The organism is Gordonia sp. X0973, from assembly GCF_013348785.1.
Classification (GTDB): Bacteria; Actinomycetota; Actinomycetes; order Mycobacteriales; family Mycobacteriaceae; genus Gordonia.
In genome coordinates this window covers 510065-528618 of sequence record NZ_CP054691.1, presented here as the reverse complement: position 1 = coordinate 528618, position 18554 = coordinate 510065, and the positions used below count along the sequence as shown (strand labels likewise).

Here is an 18554-nt window from a genome sequence, read left to right as displayed (position 1 = left end):
GCCTAATTCGACCCGGCGAGTTCGGCGATCGCCTCGCGGTTGCTGGTGAAGACCCGGTCGGCGTCGCGCACCAGGCCGTAGTGGCGCGCCCGTTCCAGCTGCCGCTCGCGCATCCGGCTGAAGCCCAGGGTGATCCCCCGCTCGGTCAGCCAATCCCTCATCCGCTCCAATGCCTCGGCGGCGGTGACGTCGACGTCGGTGACCGCCTCGGCGTCGATGACGACATGGCGGACCGGCTCCCCCGCGTTCTCCACCGCGTCTTTGACGGCCCCGCTGACCACGTTCGCGTTGGCGAAGAAGAGCGGCGCGGCGGGTCGGATCACGATGACGCCGGGCGCGGTCACCCCGCCCGAGCCGAGTCGCGCCCGGGCGTTCCCGTCCCCGTCGTCCGCCTCGGCATCCGCACCGGGCATTCCGAGGATGTCGATCGCCGGGTTGGCCGCGCGCCGGATCACGTTGATCATCGCCAACACCGCGGCGACGAGGATGCCCGGGATGGATCCGACGAGCAGGGTGACCAGGAAGCAGACGGCCGCGACGCAGAACTCGTACTTGTCGAGGCGGAACAGCTTCGCGAACTCCGTCGGCTTGAGCAGCGGTACGACGGCCACCGCCACGATGGCGCCGATCGCCGGCTTCGGGATGTCTTCGAGCAGCCCGGTGCCGAACAGCAGCAGGAGAATCGTCGCCACGGCCACCACCACCGACGGCAGCTGGGTGCGCGACCCGGCGGCATCCATCGCGGCGGTGCGCGAGGTCGACGAGCCGGTGGAGAAGCTCCCGGTCAGGCCCGAGGCGATGTTGGCGGTGCCGAAGGCGAGTAGGTCGCGGTCGGGAACGTCGGGGTAGCCGTTCTTCTCCGCGTAGGAACGGGCGACGAGCAGCCCCTCGGCCGTCGTCACCGCCGCCAAGGCCAACGCGGAGGGCACCAGCGCCAACCACTCCGACCAGCTCAGATGCGGAATGGTCAACGAGGGCAGCCCGGCCTCCACCTTGCCCAGGACGTCGACCTGTGCCGACGTGAAGTTGGCGAGCACCACCCAGACCGTCGCGCCGATCAACACGAGCAGCGGCCACGGCACCTGCGGGAAGAACCTGCGAGGCACCACCAGCAGGACCAGCGCGGCGACCGAGATGGCCACCGACCACCACTTGACGTCGCCCAGCCGGGTGAGCAGATCCCACAGTTTGCCCAGGAATTCCCCACCCTCGAGCTTGATGCCGAGCATCTTCGCGACCTGCGAGAGCAGGATGTCGACCGCCAGACCGGCGACGAACCCGAGCAGGATCGGCTCGGAGAGGAAGTTCGCGATGAACCCCAGGTGGAAGACGCCGAGGATCAGCAGGATGACACCGCAGATGACGGCCTGCGCGAAGGCCATCATCAGATATTTCTCCTGGTCCCCGGCCGCGACCAGACCACCCACCGAGGACGCCACCAACGCCGCCGCCGCCGCGTCGGGAGACACCACCACCTGTCGCGACGAGACGATGAACGCGTACAGGATCGCCGGGACGATCAGGGCGTAGAGCCCGTTCACCGCGGGCAGACCGGCGATATTCGCGTAGCCGATGTTCAACGGAACCGCGATGGCGACCAGGGTGATCCCGCCCAACAGTTCGCGACCGAGGTTCGCGGGGGTCAGACCGGGGAGCAGGCGCATGGGCGAACTGTAGGACCGGTGGGGCCCGCGCGGGTCGGCTTCGTCACCCCGGCTGGGTGAACCCCCTCAGGTCGACCCTCTCGCCTACCTCGCGCAGCGGAAACCGAGGTGCGACGTCGCCGAGTCGTCCGACTGCGCCGAACGGGCGGCCGGCCGGTAGCGGCGGCAATACTCCGGGGCGCAGATGAACGAGCCGCCCTTGGTCACGCGCATCACCGTCGGATCGGTGGTGGGCGCGAGCAGATCGGGCCGGCCGTCGGCGTCGACGTGTCGCTGGCCGGGCACCGTGTGGCGCGGGGCGTAGACATCACTCGTCCGCTCCCAGACGTTGCCGATCATGTCGAGCAACCCGTATCCGTTCGGTGGGTACTCCCCCACCGGCGAGGTGCTCCCCCATCCCGTCGACTCGTAGGGGAAACGCCCCAACCAGGTGTTGGCGAGCACTTCGCCGTCGGGATGCAACTCGTCGCCCCAGGCGTATTCGCAACCGTCGAGCCCCCCGCGCGCGGCGAACTCCCACTCCGCCTCGGTCGCGAGCCGACGCCCGGCCCACTCGGCGTAGGCGACGGCGTCCCGGTAGGCGACCTGGACGACGGGATGGTCGTCGCGCTCGTCGATCGAGGAGTCCGGGCCCTGCGGGTGTCGCCAGCTGGCGCCCGGCTCCCAGCGCCACCACTGCCGCCAATCCCCCAGGTTCACCGGCCCCTCGGTCCTCGTGAACACCAACGCGCCGGGGACCAGATCGGCGGGGTCGGCCCCCGGGAACTGGGCCGGATCCATCTCCTCCTCCGCGACGGTGACGTAGCCGGTGGCGTCGACGAACTCGGCGAACCGCGCATTGGTCACCGGATGCTTCTCGAGGGCGAAGGCCGCGACGGCGCGCGTATGGGCCGGGCGCTCTTCGGGATAGTTGCCGTCGGAGCCCATCTGGAAGGTGCCGCCGGGGATCTCGACGAGTTCGGTGAGGTTCACCGGGCCAAGGCTAGTGGTGTCGGGCGCTCTTGCGCGGGCCGCTCATCGGTCGCGGGTGAGTGGTCGAGGGTGAAGTGTGGGTGTTTCGTACGAGTCGAACGGCACGATACGATCGTCGTCGCGGGTCACCGCCCGCATGCCCCCTTACCTCAGTTGGCTAGAGGGTCCGCCTTGTAAGCGGAACGTCGTCGGTTCGATCCCGACAGGGGGCTCTCACGAACCGTTTCCACCCGGACACCGGGACGTAAGGCGCCGTCCGGTGACACTGAGTAGAATCGGAACCGGAATCGATCCCGTGGACTGGCGAAACAGTCCGAGACACGGCTGACAAGGCTAAGGACGCTCATGCCCCCGAAGACCGCTGATCTGACCGACGACGAATTGGAGCCGGTGGCCGACGAGATGGCCAACTCCGCGCGCCGCGTCGTGGCCGCTTACGCGACCGACGCCGACGAATGCCGCATGCTGCTGGCGATGTTGGGTATCGCTCCGGGCGAGACGGCCTGACCCAACCGTGACCACGCCGACCGAGCGGGCCGAGTTCGTGGTAGTCGCCAACCGACTCCCCGTCGACAAGACGGTCCTGGCCGACGGCACCGTGCAGTGGAAACGCAGCCCCGGCGGGCTGGTCACCGCACTCGAACCGATCCTGCGCAACCACACCGGCGCCTGGGTGGGCTGGTCCGGGGTACCCGACTCCGACGACAACCCGGAAATCGAGGGCCTCGACGTCCGTGCCGTCCCGCTCAGCGCGGCCGAGATCGCCGACTACTACGAGGGCTTCTCCAACGGCACGCTGTGGCCGCTCTACCACGACGTCATCGTCAAACCCGAGTATCACCGCGAGTGGTGGAACTCCTACGTCGCGATCAACGAACGGTTCGCGAAGGCCACCGCCGAGGTGGCCGGTCCGGGTGCGCTCGTCTGGGTGCAGGACTACCAGCTGCAACTCGTCCCCAAGATGTTGCGCGAACTGCGGCCCGACCTCAAGATCGGTTTCTTCCTCCACATCCCGTTCCCCCCCGTCGAGTTGTTCATGCAACTCCCGTGGCGCGCCGAGATCGTCGACGGCCTGCTCGGCTCCGACCTGATCGGTTTCCACCTGCCCGACGGGGCCGAGAACTTCCTCTACCTCGCCAACCGACTCGGCGGCCACGAGGCATCACGGCGCTCGGTCGGCGTGCGGTCGCGGTTCGGTTCGGTGGCCGTCGGCGACCGGACGGTGAAGGTCGGCGCCTTCCCCATCTCCATCGCGTCGGGCGAGATCGACTCCGCGTCGAAATCCCGCGCCATCCGCAGCCGCGCACGGGAGATCCGCAAGGAGCTGGGAAACCCGAAGACCGTCCTGCTCGGCGTCGACCGCCTCGACTACACCAAGGGAATCGACGTCCGGCTCAAAGCCATATCCGAGCTACTCGAAGAGGGGCGCCTCGAACCGCAGGAGACGGTGATGGTCCAGCTGGCCACGCCCAGCCGCGAACGCGTCGAATCCTATGTGGCGATGCGGGCGGAGATCGAACAACTCGTCGGCAACATCAACGGCAACTTCGCCGAGGTGGGCCAGCCGGTCGTCCAGTACCTGAACCGGCCCATCCCGCGTGATGAGCTGGTGGCCTTCTTCGTGGCCGCCGACGTCATGCTCGTCACCCCGCTGCGCGACGGCATGAACCTCGTCGCCAAGGAGTACGTCGCCTGCCGCAGCGATCTCGGCGGCGCGCTGGTGCTCTCCGAGTTCACCGGCGCTGCGGCCGAACTCAAACAGGCCTATCAGGCGAACCCCTACGACCTGGACGGCGTCAAGGATGCGATCGAGGCCGCCGTGACGGACCCGGCCGAAGACCGGCGCGACCGGATGCGCGCGATGCGCCGCCAGGTGCTCGCCCACGACGTGGAGAAGTGGGCGAAGAGTTTCCTGGACACCCTGCGGGACACGAACAGCTGATGTCGGGCCTGCCCGCCGATCTCGTCACGGCGCTGCGCGTCTTCGCGTCGGCGCCCAGAATCGTCGTCGCGTCGGATTTCGACGGATGCCTGGCCCCCATCGTGAGCCACCCGGCCGACGCGCGGCCCGATCCGGCGGCAGTGGCCCACCTCGTGCGCCTCGCCGCACTGCCGTCGACGACGACGGCGATCGTCTCCGGCCGGGCGCGCGCCGACCTGGCCGGGCTGGTCGAGGCCGCCGCGATCCCGGGCATCGGGTCGGTGACGCTCATCGGCAGCCACGGCTCCGAATTCGACGACGGATTCACCACCCCGATCACCGTCGAACAGCGGGCGCTGCTCGCCCGGGTCGAATCCGCTCTCGACGAGATCGCTTCCCGCTTCCCCGGGACGATGGTGGAGACCAAACCGGCCAGTGCGGTGCTGCACGTGCGCAACGCGACCGATCCGGCCGGTGCCGACGCCGCTCTCGATGAGGCGCGCCGGGGTCCGGCCGCACTGCCCGGCGTCCACGCCACCGAGGGCAAAGCCGTGCTGGAACTGGCGGTCATCGAGACCGGCAAGGGGCACGCCCTCGACGCCCTGCGCGCGCAATGTCGCGCCGACGCGGTGTGCTACCTCGGCGACGACGTGACCGACGAGAACGCCTTCCGCCACTTGGACGCCGCCGCCGACATCGGCATCAAGGTGGGCGACGGTGAGACGGTCGCCCGCTACCGGGTCGCCGGGCCCGAACTGGTCGGCGACGTGCTGGCCACGCTGCTGGCCGCCAGGGAGTCGATCGGGTCGGCGTAGATCACCGACAGTGCCACGACCACGGCGGCGGCCTCCTGGACACCGAGACCGAACTGCGTCGGCGTCAGCTCCAGTCGGTGCGGCAGGTGCCGCGCCGCGTCGAAGGCGGCCTGCACCGGTGCCAGCCCGCGCGGATGATCGGCGAAGGCGTCCCCGGCGACGATGACGGCGTCGGGGTTGAGGACGTCGCTGATCGTCGCGATGGCCTCGCCGAGGGCGCGCGCCCGTTCGTCGCGCAGTACCGAGGAATCGAGGGCGACGCCGGTCGTCCGCGCTGCGCGCGCCAGCGCGGCGCTACCGATGACGTCCTGGAGTCCGGTCACGCGCCCACCCTCGACGGCGAAATGCGGCGCACAGACCGGAACGTGTGCGACGGTGCCCGCGCCGGAGGTGGGAACCTGCACCTGCCCGTCGACCGTCAGCGCCATGCCGACGGTCTCGCGCGCATACCAGTAGAGCGACGAGCGGCCCTTCGCGGCGACGGTCGCCGTCGGCGCCAGCACCAATTCGGCCGCGGCCATCGCCTGGACGTGCTCACACACCGAGACCGGCATCCGCAGCGCGGCGCCGACGATCGCTCCGACCGGCGCTCCCCGCCACCCGCGCACCGGGTGGTCGACGGTCCCGGTGGTCCCGTCCACGTCGCCGCCGACGGCCACCCCGGCCCAGAGGAACCGCCGACCGGAGAACCGGGCGACGAGTTCGGCCAACGCGGCGGCGAGTTCGCCCACCGCCGCCTCCGCGTCACCCGCAGGGGTCAGCACGGCGTGACTGTAGAGCGTGCGGCCGGAGAGGTCCGCGATGGCGAGCAGTGTGCGCCGGGCACCGATGTGCATCGCCGCGACCGCCAGCCCGTCGTGGTTGAGCGTCAACGGCACCTTGGGCCGGCCGATCCCGCCGCCGTCGACGAGGTCGGGGCGCTCCACGACGAGACCCGCCTCCAGCAGGGCGTGGACCTGGCGGTTCACCGTCGCGGTCGACAGGTCAGAGCTCTCGGCGAGCCTATCCCTGGTCACCGGCGACCCGTTGCGCACGCGGGCGAAGACGACGGCCGCGGGCGACGTGCCGACCCGCAGGGCGGCCGGGACGACTCCGGCGATCGGCCCGGCGTTGCGACTCATGCGCCCGAACTTAGCAGCACCACCGCCTGGTCACGGCGGTAGCGCGCAGGACGATCCGAAGTGCGCGAATCGCTGCGGCAGCCGCTCCGACTTGCCACCGGGGCCCGCGATGGCATAGACCGAGACCATGAGCGCATCCACCGAAACCGCCACCGAGAACCGTCGCGTCGCCGTCGTCACCGGAGCCAGCTCCGGGATCGGGGCGGCCACCGCCCGAGCCCTGGCCGCCGACGGCTGGCTCGTCGTCGTCGGAGCCAGGCGCCTGGACCGAATCAGCGCGCTGGCCGCGGAGATCGGTGGCATCGGGCGCGAACTCGACGTCACCGATCCCGAATCGATCGCGGCCTTCGTCGACGGTCTGGACCGCGTCAACCTGCTGGTGAACAACGCCGGCGGAGCCAAGGGGTGGGCGCCGGTCGCCGACGCGGTCGAGGAAGACTGGCGGTGGATGTGGGAGACCAACGTGATCGGCACCATGCGGATGACCAAGGCGCTGCTGCCCGCCCTCATCGCGTCCGGCGACGGGCTGATCGTCACGGTGACCTCGGTCGCCGCGCTCGAGCCCTATGACAACGGAGCCGGCTACACCAGCGCCAAGCACGCCCAGGCCGTGGTGCACCGCACCCTGCGCACCGAACTGCTCGGCAAACCCGTCCGGCTCACCGAGATCGCCCCCGGGATGGTGGAGACCGAGTTCTCCGTCGTGCGATTCGACGGCGATCAGGACCGGGCCGATGCGGTGTACGAGGGGCTGACGCCGCTGACCGCCGACGACGTCGCCGAGGTGATCGCGTTCACGGCGTCCCGGCCGCCGCACGTCAACCTGGATCAGATCGTCATCAAACCGCGCGACCAAGCGTCGGCGCGGCGCAACATCAAGACCGGCTAGCGGCGTTCGATGGCCGGGGTGTGCCTGGCGCCGCCGGCCATCAACTCGGCCCGTTCCTTGAGGCCGTCGGCCATGTCGTCGAACCCGCGGCGCAGCGAGGAGCCGAGCAGCATCTCGACGAGCGGTGCGAGTATCCCGTCGATCTGGAAGTGCGACGTGTAATGGCAGATCCCGGCGCCCGACGGCGTGACGATCTGCTCCCGCATGCTGCTCAGCAATCCCAGCGGCACCGGCTTCATCGAGTAGCGGAAGGAGCGGCCCGGCTCGACCGCGGAGATGAATTCGCGCTGGCGGCGCAGCTTCTCGCCGCGCAGGCGCACGTCCATGACGATCGGCCGCCCCGGCTCCAACACGCATGCCGCGCGCGGCACGAACGGGTTCCACTGGCCGTAGGAGTCGAAGTCGGTGAGTACGGCCCAGACCGTCGCCGCCGGGGCGGCGATCTTCACCGAATGCTCGATGACCAGGCTCACCGTTCCAGGGTAGCGCCGCGACCGCCGTCGAACCAGAGGCGCGGCGATCGAGACCCGTGCGATCAGCGGTGGGGTGCGGCAGGCTGCGGGGGTGCGGCCGGGTGCGCCGACGGCACGACGGGGGCGCCGCGCGGGGTGGCCGGCGCCGAGCGCTTGGGGACCTTGTGCCGGATCGCCGAGAGCCCCTTCCACTGCGGCCAGCTGTAGGCCCAGTCGAAGATGTCGCCGTCGGATTCCGAGAGCGCGATCCGGGTTCCGGTGACCTCCACCGGGTCGCCGTAGAGCGCGGTCTGGAAGTAACGCTCCGCGTTCGGCAGCGAGAGGTTGATGCATCCGTTGGTGACGTTCGCGGCGCCCTGCACCCCGACGGTCTGCGGGTTCGCGTGGATGAACTCGCCGTTGTTGGAGATGCGCACGGCCCACCGCTCCCGGATCCGGAAGTATCCGGCGGCCGGGTTGGTCATGTAGAAATCGGCCCACTTCTCGGTGACGACGTGGGTACCCGAGCGGGTGACGTTGCGGTCGAGGTCGCCGCCGCCGTAGCTGCACGGCAGCGTCATGACGGGCGCGCCGTCGCGCACCACGACGATCTGGTGGGAATTGGCGTCGGCCTTCACGATCTGCGACCGGCCGATCGTGAAGTCGACGGTGATGTCGCTGTCGCCGTAGGTGCCGCCGCCCATGTCTAGGCCGTAGAGCTTGGCCGCGACGTGCACCTTGGTGCCGGGCCGGTAGTACTCCTTGGGCCGCCAGTGCACGCGCGATCCGTTGTCCTCGCCGAGCCATCCCCACGACCCCTCGGTGTGCGGGTGCGTGGTCACCGTCAACGCCTTCTCGACGGCTTCCTTGTTATCGATGGTGCGGTCGAACTTGAGGATGACCGGCGCCGCGATGCCCACCTCCTGGCCGTCGCCGATGTTGACGTTCATCTCGGCGATCGCCTTGGGTGCGACGGTGACCACGGTGCCGGTCAGCGGCGCGGTGAGGCGGTCGTATCCGGTCGCCGAGCCCGACCACCGGTAGGTCTTGCCGTAGCCGAGCGGCGCGTCGACGGTGAAGGTGCTCCGGTCGTCGGACATCGTGCCGGGCACGACGGTGCCGTCGGGGCGCAGCAGGCGCACGTCTGGGTTGAGCAGACCGCCCGTGGCGGTGACCGTCACCTTCTCGGTGGGATTGATCGGGTTCTTTCCGGCCGAGTAGTCGACGCGGACGGTCGGCGTGGCCGGTCCCGCCCTGCCGTTGTCGTCGCCGCTGCCGCACGCGGCCGTCGCCATGCCCAGCGCGCCCACGCCGGCGGCTGCCAGCACGGTGCGTCGATTCGGACGGATTGCGCGCATAGCGCAAGGGTAACGGCGGATCCTGTGGGGTGCCTGGTGTGACCGCGTTGTCAGTTTCCCGCCGCGGCGGGAAACCCGTCGAGCACGGCGGCCGACTGCGAGAGCCCGAGCCGCGTCGCACCCGCCGCGATCAACTGCGCGGCGAATCCCGCGTCACGGATCCCGCCGCTGGCCTTGACCCCGGCATCTTTTCCGACGGTATCGGCCATGAGCCGCACCGCCTCTATGCTCGCCCCTCCGGCCGGGTGAAAGCCCGTCGAGGTCTTGACCATGCCGGCTCCGGCGGCCACCGCGCGTTCGCAGACCCGCTGCAGGGCGTCGGGGCCGGCGTCGCGCAGCAGGACCGCGGATTCGACGATGACCTTCAGCAGCGCCCCGTCGTCGGCGATGGCCTGTGCGACGGTGAGCACGTCGGCGAACACCTCGTCGTAGCGCCCGTCGACGGCGGCGCCGATGTCGATCACCATGTCGATCTCGTTGGCCCCCTGGTCGACGGCCATCCGCGCCTCGGCCGCCTTCACCAACGAGTGGTGCTGGCCCGACGGGAAGCCGGCCACGACGGCGAGCCGTTGCCCGCCGGTGTCGATCGGCAGCATCGACGGCGAGAGGCAGACGGCGTAGACGCCGAGTTCGGCGGCTTCGGCGGCGGTGGCACGCGCCTGATCCCGCGTCGCCTCCGGCGCCAGCAGCGTGTGGTCGATCATGGCCGCCACCTGCTCACGGGTGAGGTCGTGTTCGCTCATGGGAGCCAGCTTGGCACACTGGGAAGGTGACTACCCCCGCCACCACCGCCGACCGTCGGTTCACCCTCACCCTCGGGTGCCCCGACGAGACCGGCATCGTCGCCCGGATCGCCGGGTTCCTCGCCGACGCCGGCGCCTGGATCACCGAGGCCGCCTACCACTCCGACGTCGACACCAACTGGTTCTTCACCCGGCAGGCGGTGCGGGCCGACTCGCTGGACTGCGGGATCGACGAATTGCGCGATCGGTTCGGCGCGCTGGCCGCCGAGCAGTTCCACCCGGACACCGAGTGGCGGCTCACCGATTCCGCTGCACCCAAGAAGGTCGTCGTGCTGGTGAGCAAGGACAACCATTGCCTGATCGACCTGCTCGGCCGGGCCCGGCGCGGCGAGTTCCCCGGCGAGATCAGCGCGGTGATCGGCAACCACGCCGCACTCGGCGAACTCGTCGAGCGGTTCGACGTGCCCTTCCACCTGGTCGGCTTCGACGAGGCCTCCGGCGGCAAGGCGCAGGCATTCGAGAAGGTCTCGGCGATCGTCGACGAGCACGAGCCGGATGCCATCGTGCTGGCGCGCTTCATGCAGATCCTGCCCGCCGACCTATGCGAGCGGTGGTCGTCGCGAGCCATCAACATCCACCACAGCTTCCTGCCGAGCTTCGTCGGCGCCCGGCCCTACCACCAGGCCTATGCACGCGGGGTGAAGCTGATCGGCGCGACCTGCCACTACGTCACGGCCGAACTCGACGCCGGTCCGATCATCGAGCAGGACGTGATCCGCGTCGACCATTCCGACAGCGTCGCCGACATGGTCCGGCAGGGGCGCGACATCGAGACCCTCGTCCTCGCCCGCGGTGTGCGGTGGCACCTGGAGGACCGGGTGCTGGTGCACGGCGGGAAGACCGTCGTCTTCGACTAGCCGGCACAACGGCTACCGAAATCCACGGAAGCTACCGAAGCGACGGTAGAAGCTGTGAAATTCGGGAGCTGATGTGAACGCGCCTACGCAGCGACGGTGAAATCGCCGCAGTTGCTGCGCGGCCGGGCCAGATTCTCGTCGACGGTGACGTTCTGGCCGTGCAGGGCGAAGGCCAACCCCTCGCCCTGAACCTCGAACTTGGTCAGGGTCATGCCCTTGAGCATCGGCCCGCTGATCGCCTGGGTGAGGTTGTCGACGACGGTCTGCGCGAAGTTCGGCGGAATCCCGAACGCCAGCATGTTCGCCTTCACCACGGTGAGGTGCGGCTTGCCATTCGCGACGTCGGGCTTGAGTGTGACGGTGACGGGCAGCGGGATGATGACGGCCTGCACGGTGGCCGTCACGTCGAAGGAACCGTCCCCGTTGGAACGGATCGACTCCAGCTGCGCATTGCCGGCCAGTTGTCCCAGCGGGTCCGCGGACGGGTCGTCGGATTGGCCGGCGCCGAAGCCGTTACCGGCCCGCGCGGTGGCCAGGAGCTGGGTGAAGGGCATGATCCCGTCGCCGTCGACCTTGCTGATCGTCGACTGGTTCCCGGCGGCGGCGATGTCGTCGACGCGCAGGTGCAGCCGCCCGTCGCCCGATCCCGACGAGTTGACCTCGACGAACGGGATCTTCTTGGTCAACGCCTGCAGCAGCATCGGCTTGGCGCTCAACGAGACGTCGGTCTTCTCGCCGGTGAGGGAGCCGAAGGCCTTGGCCATGCACGCCTTCACCTCGTGCCGCAGGTAGAGCTCGCCGGCGCCGAGGCCGACGAGTGCCACGACGAGGGCGGCGACGATTCCCGCGCCGATCCAGCGCTTGCGGTTGCGCTTGGTTCCCGCCGACTTGCGCGGCGCGGATTTCGTGACCGCGGGCCGCAGCGGCTCGGTGGCCGGTTCGGGCGTTCGGGGCGGGGATTTCTCCAGCGACGGGCCGTCGGCCGCGGTCCATTCGTCCTCGGTCGTCACAGGGTGTCTCCTATCAGCCCTCCGCAGGGGTACGCCGGTCGCCCCCGAGGTCGACGGCCCCGATCGGCCGTCGATTCGACCGCATGCCGAGGGTATCCCGCGCCCGGGTCACGTCGGCAAGATCGATCCGGTGTACCCGCAACTGCGGGGATTCGGTGTATTCGTCGTCCACCACGCTACCGAACGGATCGATCAGGCGGCTGATCCCGATCCCGGCCGGCCCCTTCCGCGCGGCGGGATCGGCCGGTGCGGCTTGATCGGCGGCGACGAGGAAGGCACCCGAATCCAGCGCCCGGGCCGAGGTCAGGATGCGCCACTGCTCCGCCTTGCCCGGCCCCACCCCCCACGACGTGGGGACGGCGATCACCTGCGCCCCGGCGTCGGCCAACGCCCCGAACAACTCGGGGAACCGGATGTCGTAGCAGATGGCCACGCCCAGCCGAGCCGTCGTGCCGTCGGCGAGCGGGAGGTCGAGGAGCACCGGATGCGTCCCGGGCTCGACGGTGTCGGATTCGGTGTAGCCGAAGGCGTCGTAGCAGTGCATCTTGTCGTAGGTGCGCACCGCACCGGTGCGATCGACGACCAAGGCGGTATTGCGCACCCGACCGTCGGCTCCCGGCGTGAACATGCCGACGACGACGGCGATACCGTGCGCCCGGGCCGCGGCGCGCACCCCGGTCGCCCACGGACCGTCGACGGGTTCTGCACGGTCGCGCAAGGGCACGCCGAACCGGCACATCGACGCCTCGGGGAAGACCACCAGGTCGGCGCCGCCGTCGGCGGCCGTCGCGATCTGGTCGGCGACCAGACCGAGGTTGGCGGCGGGATCGGTCCCGGCGCTGATCTGGGCGATGGCGACGCGCATATCGCCCAGCCTACTGACCGGGCCGGGTCACAGGTTCTTGTCGACCCAGTCCTTGGCGTACTCGGCCTCGGCGCGGAACAGGTCCACCAGGTTGACCAGCATCATCTGCTCGAGCTTCTGGTTGACGAACGGGACGAAGACCTTGACCTCGGTGGTCTTGCGGATGGTGCAGCCGGTGTCGGTGTTGAACAGCTCCTGCACACCGGTGAGGCTGCCCGGGCCGGCCGGGATCGAGGCGTTGTAGGTGCCCGAGGTGACGTCCTCGGGGTGGAAGACGCCGAAGGACTCCTCGCGCGTGATGATCATGTCCTTCATCAACACGGTCTGCGCGAGCGGCGGGAGTTGGTCGCGACCGATGGTCTGCTTGAGCACCACGCGCATCCCCACCGACGGGTCGGCGGTGAAATCGGCGACCTCGCAGTGCGGCGAGAGCATCTGGAAGCCCGCCATCATGTCATCCCAATACGCGCGCTGCATCTGCGCTTTGTAGAGCTTTTCGGCGGGCTGGGGGTAGCGGGCCGAATAGCTGAGACGTCGTGCCATGCAGGTGAGGCTACCGCTATCGGTTGCCCGCCTCCCAATCGATCGTCGCGTCGCGCTCCGCGTCGAGCAGTGCGCCGAGTTGCTCGGCGATGGCCTTCTCGATCTTCCCGCCGACGAATGGGATACCCACCTCGACCGCCGCGTTGTACTTCGTCGACGCCGGATCACCGCTGCTGACCTGGGTTCCGTTGATCTTCGCCGGCGCCCCCTCGACGGATGCCGCGAGGTCGCCGGTGATGTCGGCACCGTCGCGGCGCAGCACGCTGCGGCGCGGGATAACGAGGTCGCCGCTGCGGACCTTGGTGACGATCGAGGGCAGTTTGTCCTCGGGAACCACTTGTTTGCACACGACGGTGACCGTGTCGCCGTTGTGCTCGAACGATTCCAGGACACCTTTGTCGCCGTTGATCGCGGCCAGCAGATCACGCCAATACCGCTCGTCGGTCACGAGCTGCCAGAGACGGTCGGTGCTGAACGGGAAGGAGACGGTGTGCTCCAGATTCGTTGCCATGAATCCCATCCCATCACAGTCGGGCGCCGCGCGCCGCGACCGGCCGTCGGCGCGGAATCGGCCGCGGCGGTGCGCTAGCGTCACTAGTCGTGAACTCCCCCACCATCGCCGCGCTGACCACGCTGCGCCTCGGCGGTCCCGCGCGCGAACTCGTCGAGACCCCCGACACGGCCCAGCTCACCGATGCCCTCGCGAGCGCCGACGACGCCGGCACCCCGGTTCTCGTCATCGGCGGCGGCTCCAACCTCGTCGTGGCCGACCAGGGATTCGACGGAACCGTGGTCCACGTCAAGTCGTCGACGGTGGAGTTCGGCGACGTCGACGACCGCCCCTTCGTCACCGCCGATGCCGGCGTCGAATGGGACGGGTTGGTGGCCCGCAGCGTCGACGCGGGATTCGGCGGGTTGGAGTGCCTTTCGGGCATCCCCGGATCGACCGGGGCGACGCCGGTGCAGAACGTGGGGGCGTACGGGGTGGAGATCGCCGACATGCTGCGCGCGGTCGAGGTCTACGACCGGGCGAGTCGGAAGACGGCCTGGGTGCCGCCGGCGGAATTGGCACTGACCTATCGCCACTCGAACCTCAAACACCGCGACGACCGAATCGTCACCCGGGTCTCCTTCTGGCTGCGCCCCGACGGCGTCAGCGCACCGTTGCGATACCGCGAGCTGGCCCGGGCGTTGGACCGCGCCGAGGGCGAGACCGCGTCGGCCGCGCAGGTTCGCGCGGCCGTGCTGGATCTGCGACGCGGCAAGGGCATGGTGCTCGACGCCGCCGACCCGGACACCTACAGCGCCGGTTCCTTCTTCACCAACCCGATCGTCTCGCAGCGCGAGGCCGCCGCGGTGCTCGCGCAGATCGCCGTGGTCGTCGGCCCCGACGTCCCCATTCCGCAGTTCCCCTCGGGGACCGACACGAAACTCTCGGCGGGCTGGCTCATCGAGCGCGCCGGGTTCACCAAGGGCTACCCCGGTGCCGACGCGCCGGTCCGGCTGTCGACGAAGCACACACTGGCTTTGACCAACCGCGGATCGGCGACGACCGCGGACCTGCTCGCCCTCGCCCGCGAGGTGCGCGACGGGGTCAGCGCCCGGTTCGGCGTAACCCTCACGCCGGAACCGGTGTTCGTCAACTGTCGGCTGTAGGACCGTCGGTCGGTGCGGCCTTCTTCGCCGGAGCGGCCTTCTTCGCCGCCGTCTTCTTGGCGGGCGCCGCCTTCTTGGCCGGGGCCGTCTTCTTGGCGGGCGCCGCCTTCTTGGCCGGGGCCGTCTTCTTGGCGGCCGTCTTCTTGGCGGGCGCTGCCTTCTTCGCGGCAGTCTTCTTCTGCGGGGTCGCCTGCGACGACTTGCCCGGGAGGTCCAGCACCTCGTCGAGAACCGCGTTGAACGCGTCGGATGCCTCGATGCTCAACATGTGCCCGATGTCGTCGAGGACGACGTGGCGGTGCAGCGCTCCGACGCGCGCGAGGATGTCGGCGATCTCGTCGGAGTGGACCGGCGGGAGCAGCCGGTCGTCGGTGCCGTTGATGACCGTCGTCGGGACGGTGAGCGCCGCGGTCCCGGTGCGCAGGTCCATGCCGACCATGCCGTTGCCCAGCAGGCCGCGGGCCACCGGCGGGCACGCACTGACCATCTCGTCAACGAAGGCGACGTGGGCGCCGCGGGCGCGCTCGGTCATCGTGATGTAGCGGACCACCTTGGCCCCGGCCTTCGTCGTCGGCAACGGGAGGGGGGTGCTCGCGAACAGCACCCCGGTGAGGTGCTCGAAGGGTTTCGCGTACGCCGGCACGGGCTCGACGAACAGCTTGTGCCTGCCGAGGATGTCGAAGGCCGCCGTCGACTGCAGGACGACGGCGGCGATGCGCTCGTTCACCTCGCCCGCGTGCCGGTCGGCCCAGGCCTGGATCGTCATGCCGCCGAGGCTGTGCCCGACGAGCACCGCTTTGCGCCCGGGCGGAACCACCGCGGCGAGCACCGTCTCGAGGTCCTCGCCGAGGATCTCCGGCGACGGTCGCGCCCGCCCCAACCGGGACTGGCCGTGGCCGCGCTGGTCGTAGGCGACGACCGTCGTCTTGCCCAGCAGGTGGTTGATCTGGGGGTTCCAGTAGGCCGTGTTGCACGTCCAGCCGTGCACCAGGACGACGATGTCGCCGGACTCGGCGGGATCGTCGGCCGGGTACGTGAGCACGTTGAGCTCGGCGCCGTCGGCGGTGTGGACGTGGGTGCGCAGCGGGGCGGCGGTCGGGGTGACCAAGGCCGGGTCGGCCGCGTCGTCGGCGACGGGGGCGCCGCGCAGTCCGGCGGCAACCGTCCCACCGAGGAGCCGCAGCACGCCGGCGCCGACACCGCCGGCGGCGAGCGTCGCGCCGCCGAGAGCGATTCGGGAGAGTTTCATGTCCTCAATCCTGCTCTGGGCCGTTGGGTCCGGCACCGTCGGGGGTATCGGTCTCCAAGATCTTGATGACTTCGCCCAGCGCATTGGAGATTTCGCGGTCCAGCGCCTGCGCGAAGGTGCTGTCGACGATCTCGTGGGCCAGCGGGCGGACCTGTCGGATCAACTCGGAGATCTTGTCGACCTGGGAGTCGTCCATTCCCAGGAGGGATTCGTTGACGAAGCGCTCGGTGATGATCGAGACGAAGCTGTGCGCGACGTCCTCGAGATCGCTCTGCACGCGCACCCACCGGTCCAGCAGCACGTCGACGTCAACGCCCCCCTTCACCAGTACCTCGGCGCCCTCGAGCAGCTCCGGATTCTTCACGGCGAATCCGGCGCCGTCCTTCACCAGCAGGCCGATCTTCTCGGTCAACGCGATGGTGCGGTCGCTGGCTCCCAGCGACTTGCGCAGCTCGGCGATGGTGATCGTGGCGGCGCGTCGAAACGATTGGAAGCGGCCGCGGCGGGTGCTCCCGCGCAACACGTGCTCGACGGTCATGCCGTGGTGGGCGGCGTTGAGCAGCTCGCTGATCGTCGCGAACGTGTAGCCGCGTTCGAGCATGCGGGAGACCAGGTTCAACCGGAGCAGGTGCTCGTCGTGGTACCAGCCCGTCCGCCCCTTGATGGTCGGCGGCGGCAGCAGGCCGCGGTCCTGGTAGACGCGGATGTCGCGGACCGAGACGCCCGAGACCTGGGCGAGATCGTTGATTCGATAGTCGGCCACGATCAGCGTTTCCGGAACCAGTGCCGGCCCTGGATCTCATCCACTTTGGGCCGAACGTCGACGAGGTAGACGATGACGGCGACGACCGCGACCAGGCAGATGATCCCGATGACCGGCACCGTGCCGCCGGTCACGCCGAAGACGACCAAAAACACCGTCGACGCGGTGAGGATGGCGATCCAGATCGGTTTGGTCTGGCGGTCGACGGCGGTGAAGGCGTCTGGGCGCTGCACCGCGGCGTGTACCAACGCGACGACGGCGCCCACGACTGCCAGCAGGTCGAGCGCCCACACCAGGTACTGCTGCGTCGTACCGAGGACGGAGGCGAGGTTGGCAGAGACAAAGTCCACGCCCCAACTCTATGCGAGTGAGGCGTGGACTTTGGCAGAGGCGGTCGGCGCGGCCCGAGATTACTTCTTGGGCGCGGCCTTCTTGGCGGGGGCCTTCTTGGCCGGAGCCTTCTTGGCGGCGGTCGTCTTGGCCGCGGTCTTGGCCGGAGCCTTCTTGGCGGGGGCCTTCTTGGCCGGAGCCTTCTTCGCGGCGGCCTTCTTGGCCGGAGCCTTCTTCGCCGGAGCCTTCTTGGCGGCATCGCCCGGCAGGTTGACCAGCGCGGCGGCGCGCTCGCCGACCGAGAGCGACTGGTCGGAGATGGTGCCCAGCGCCTCTTCGGTCAGGCCGCGGGCGTCGTTGTAGACCTTCTCCAGCTTGGGCAGGTTCTCCTCGACGAGCGGGTACTCCTTGAGCTTGCCGACGACCTCTTCACCGCGGGCGCTCAGCGAGTTGAGCACACCGGCGGCGACGGCCAGGTAGCTCTCGGCCACCTTGCGCAGCTCCTCGGGGCTGAACTTGGCGCGCAGCTCGTCCAGATCGGTGGGGAGTTCGACGGGCAGCGCCGACAGGCGCTCCTTGGCCTCGTTGAAGCGGGCGACGGCCTGCTCCCAGGTCTCGTCGAAGCGGGTCTGCGCGGTGGTCGAGGTGGCCTCGAAGCGGCTCTGCGCCTGCTCGATGGTGGCCTCGCTGCGCTCGCGGAGCTGGTTGAGGACGGCGGTCGCCTGGGCGACGGCGTTGTTGAACGGGTTCTCGGTCATTGTTTCTCCCTGATTGATGAGGTCGTGCTCTGGTCGGGGTCGTACTCTTACTCGGCTTGCCCGGTTTCGGGACGGTTCGCCTGGTTCTCGTTGCGGAAGGATTCGTAGATCTCCAGCAGCATCTGGCGCTGCCGTTCGTTGATCGACTCGTCGGCGATCAACGCGTCGCGCACCGGCGAGGCCGGTCGCTCTTCCAGAATTCCGGCCCGCACGTAGAGAACCTCCGCGGAGACGCGCAGTCCCTTGGCGATCTGTGCGAGCACGTCGGCCGACGGTTTGCGCAACCCGCGCTCGATCTGGCTGAGATAGGGGTTGCTCACTCCGGCCCGCTCGGCGAGCTGGCGCAGCGACACCTGGGCGGCGACCCGCTGCGAACGGATGAATCCACCGATGTCCGATGCGGCATTGGTCACCGCGTCGATTGTCGTGGCCGTGCCCTCGGGCGCGGCCGACGGCGTTTGCGCCGTATCGCTTGTCATTGGCGATCCACCTCGTTTCCGGTCGACCGTCCCAGTATCACCACTACCG

The 18554-nt window shown here is 69.4% G+C and carries 21 protein-coding genes and 1 tRNA gene; 7 read left to right on the top strand and 15 right to left on the bottom strand.

The features are described 5' to 3' along the window. Window positions 1-2: 2 nt before the first annotated feature. Window positions 3-1664 (bottom strand): SulP family inorganic anion transporter, encoded by a 1662-nt coding sequence (locus HUN08_RS02615; protein ID WP_124245693.1) that lies wholly within the window; start codon window positions 1662-1664, stop codon window positions 3-5. Window positions 1665-1748: 84 nt separating this feature from the next. Continuing rightward, window positions 1749-2636 (bottom strand): formylglycine-generating enzyme family protein, encoded by an 888-nt coding sequence (locus HUN08_RS02610; protein ID WP_124245694.1) that lies wholly within the window; start codon window positions 2634-2636, stop codon window positions 1749-1751. 138 nt (window positions 2637-2774) lie between these two features. Between HUN08_RS02610 and HUN08_RS02605 the strand changes: the two genes are divergently transcribed. From HUN08_RS02605 to otsB, 4 genes are all read left to right on the top strand, one after another. Continuing rightward, window positions 2775-2848: transfer RNA gene (locus HUN08_RS02605), tRNA-Thr, on the top strand. Window positions 2849-2981: 133 nt separating this feature from the next. Further along, window positions 2982-3143 (top strand): hypothetical protein, encoded by a 162-nt coding sequence (locus HUN08_RS02600; protein ID WP_165353347.1) that lies wholly within the window; start codon window positions 2982-2984, stop codon window positions 3141-3143. Window positions 3144-3150: 7 nt separating this feature from the next. Then, the gene (locus HUN08_RS02595) at window positions 3151-4578 is read left to right on the top strand and encodes a trehalose-6-phosphate synthase (protein ID WP_124245695.1); all 1428 of its coding nucleotides are present in this window, start codon (window positions 3151-3153) and stop codon (window positions 4576-4578) included. Further along, window positions 4578-5372 carry a trehalose-phosphatase gene (gene otsB, locus HUN08_RS02590; RefSeq protein WP_124245696.1) on the top strand — a complete coding sequence of 265 codons (795 nt, stop codon included), beginning with the start codon at window positions 4578-4580 and terminating at the stop codon, window positions 5370-5372. The genes HUN08_RS02595 and otsB overlap by 1 nt, the downstream gene beginning before the upstream one ends. Here the strand turns inward: otsB and HUN08_RS02585 are convergent. Then, window positions 5291-6493, bottom strand: a complete 1203-nt coding sequence (locus tag HUN08_RS02585) for an ROK family transcriptional regulator (RefSeq protein WP_174900860.1) — start codon at window positions 6491-6493, stop codon at window positions 5291-5293. The genes otsB and HUN08_RS02585 overlap by 82 nt on opposite strands. A gap of 127 nt (window positions 6494-6620) precedes the next feature. Here HUN08_RS02585 and HUN08_RS02580 point away from each other — a divergent pair, with 127 nt between their 5' ends. Next, a complete protein-coding gene (locus tag HUN08_RS02580) occupies window positions 6621-7382 on the top strand; it encodes an SDR family NAD(P)-dependent oxidoreductase (RefSeq protein WP_124245697.1) in 762 nt (253 codons plus the stop codon). On the opposite strand, the gene HUN08_RS02575 is transcribed toward HUN08_RS02580, so the two are convergent. From HUN08_RS02575 to deoC, 3 genes are all read right to left on the bottom strand, one after another. After that, window positions 7379-7855 (bottom strand): SRPBCC domain-containing protein, encoded by a 477-nt coding sequence (locus HUN08_RS02575; RefSeq protein ID WP_124245698.1) that lies wholly within the window; start codon window positions 7853-7855, stop codon window positions 7379-7381. The genes HUN08_RS02580 and HUN08_RS02575 overlap by 4 nt on opposite strands. 62 nt (window positions 7856-7917) lie before the next feature. Next, complete coding sequence (locus HUN08_RS02570) at window positions 7918-9192, bottom strand: Ig-like domain-containing protein (RefSeq protein ID WP_124245699.1); 1275 nt, start codon at window positions 9190-9192, stop codon at window positions 7918-7920. A gap of 50 nt (window positions 9193-9242) precedes the next feature. Further along, window positions 9243-9935, bottom strand: coding sequence for a deoxyribose-phosphate aldolase (gene deoC, locus HUN08_RS02565; protein WP_124245700.1), 693 nt, complete (start codon window positions 9933-9935; stop codon window positions 9243-9245). A gap of 26 nt (window positions 9936-9961) precedes the next feature. Here deoC and purU point away from each other — a divergent pair, with 26 nt between their 5' ends. Beyond that, window positions 9962-10852 carry a formyltetrahydrofolate deformylase gene (gene purU / locus HUN08_RS02560; protein WP_124245701.1) on the top strand — a complete coding sequence of 297 codons (891 nt, stop codon included), beginning with the start codon at window positions 9962-9964 and terminating at the stop codon, window positions 10850-10852. Between the two features lie 83 nt (window positions 10853-10935). Here purU and HUN08_RS02555 read toward each other — a convergent pair whose 3' ends face one another. Genes HUN08_RS02555 through HUN08_RS02540 form a run of 4 tightly spaced genes read right to left on the bottom strand, consistent with a single transcriptional unit; the run spans window position 10936 to window position 13781 of the window. After that, a complete protein-coding gene (locus HUN08_RS02555; protein WP_165353348.1) occupies window positions 10936-11862 on the bottom strand; it encodes a DUF2993 domain-containing protein in 927 nt (308 codons plus the stop codon). Window positions 11863-11875: 13 nt separating this feature from the next. Further along, a complete protein-coding gene (locus HUN08_RS02550) occupies window positions 11876-12727 on the bottom strand; it encodes a carbon-nitrogen hydrolase family protein (RefSeq protein WP_124245703.1) in 852 nt (283 codons plus the stop codon). Window positions 12728-12754: 27 nt separating this feature from the next. After that, entirely contained in the window at window positions 12755-13270 is a 516-nt protein-coding gene (locus HUN08_RS02545) for a DUF2505 domain-containing protein (RefSeq protein WP_124245704.1), read from the bottom strand. A gap of 16 nt (window positions 13271-13286) precedes the next feature. Further along, window positions 13287-13781 (bottom strand): DUF2505 domain-containing protein, encoded by a 495-nt coding sequence (locus HUN08_RS02540; RefSeq protein WP_124245705.1) that lies wholly within the window; start codon window positions 13779-13781, stop codon window positions 13287-13289. 89 nt (window positions 13782-13870) lie between these two features. Here HUN08_RS02540 and HUN08_RS02535 point away from each other — a divergent pair, with 89 nt between their 5' ends. Next, window positions 13871-14926, top strand: coding sequence for a UDP-N-acetylmuramate dehydrogenase (locus HUN08_RS02535; protein WP_124245706.1), 1056 nt, complete (start codon window positions 13871-13873; stop codon window positions 14924-14926). Here HUN08_RS02535 and HUN08_RS02530 read toward each other — a convergent pair. Genes HUN08_RS02530 through HUN08_RS02510 form a run of 5 tightly spaced genes read right to left on the bottom strand, consistent with a single transcriptional unit; the run spans window position 14910 to window position 18505 of the window. Further along, the gene (locus HUN08_RS02530) at window positions 14910-16175 is read right to left on the bottom strand and encodes an alpha/beta fold hydrolase (RefSeq protein ID WP_124245707.1); all 1266 of its coding nucleotides are present in this window, start codon (window positions 16173-16175) and stop codon (window positions 14910-14912) included. The genes HUN08_RS02535 and HUN08_RS02530 overlap by 17 nt on opposite strands. Window positions 16176-16179: 4 nt before the next feature. Further along, window positions 16180-16938, bottom strand: a complete 759-nt coding sequence (locus HUN08_RS02525; RefSeq protein WP_124245708.1) for a MerR family transcriptional regulator — start codon at window positions 16936-16938, stop codon at window positions 16180-16182. A 2-nt stretch (window positions 16939-16940) separates the two neighbouring features. Then, a complete protein-coding gene (locus HUN08_RS02520) occupies window positions 16941-17288 on the bottom strand; it encodes a DUF2516 family protein (RefSeq protein WP_124245709.1) in 348 nt (115 codons plus the stop codon). A 60-nt stretch (window positions 17289-17348) separates the two neighbouring features. Then, the gene (locus tag HUN08_RS02515) at window positions 17349-18026 is read right to left on the bottom strand and encodes a heparin-binding hemagglutinin (protein WP_124245710.1); all 678 of its coding nucleotides are present in this window, start codon (window positions 18024-18026) and stop codon (window positions 17349-17351) included. Window positions 18027-18073: 47 nt separating this feature from the next. After that, complete coding sequence (locus HUN08_RS02510) at window positions 18074-18505, bottom strand: helix-turn-helix domain-containing protein (RefSeq protein ID WP_124245711.1); 432 nt, start codon at window positions 18503-18505, stop codon at window positions 18074-18076. Window positions 18506-18554 lie beyond the last annotated feature (49 nt).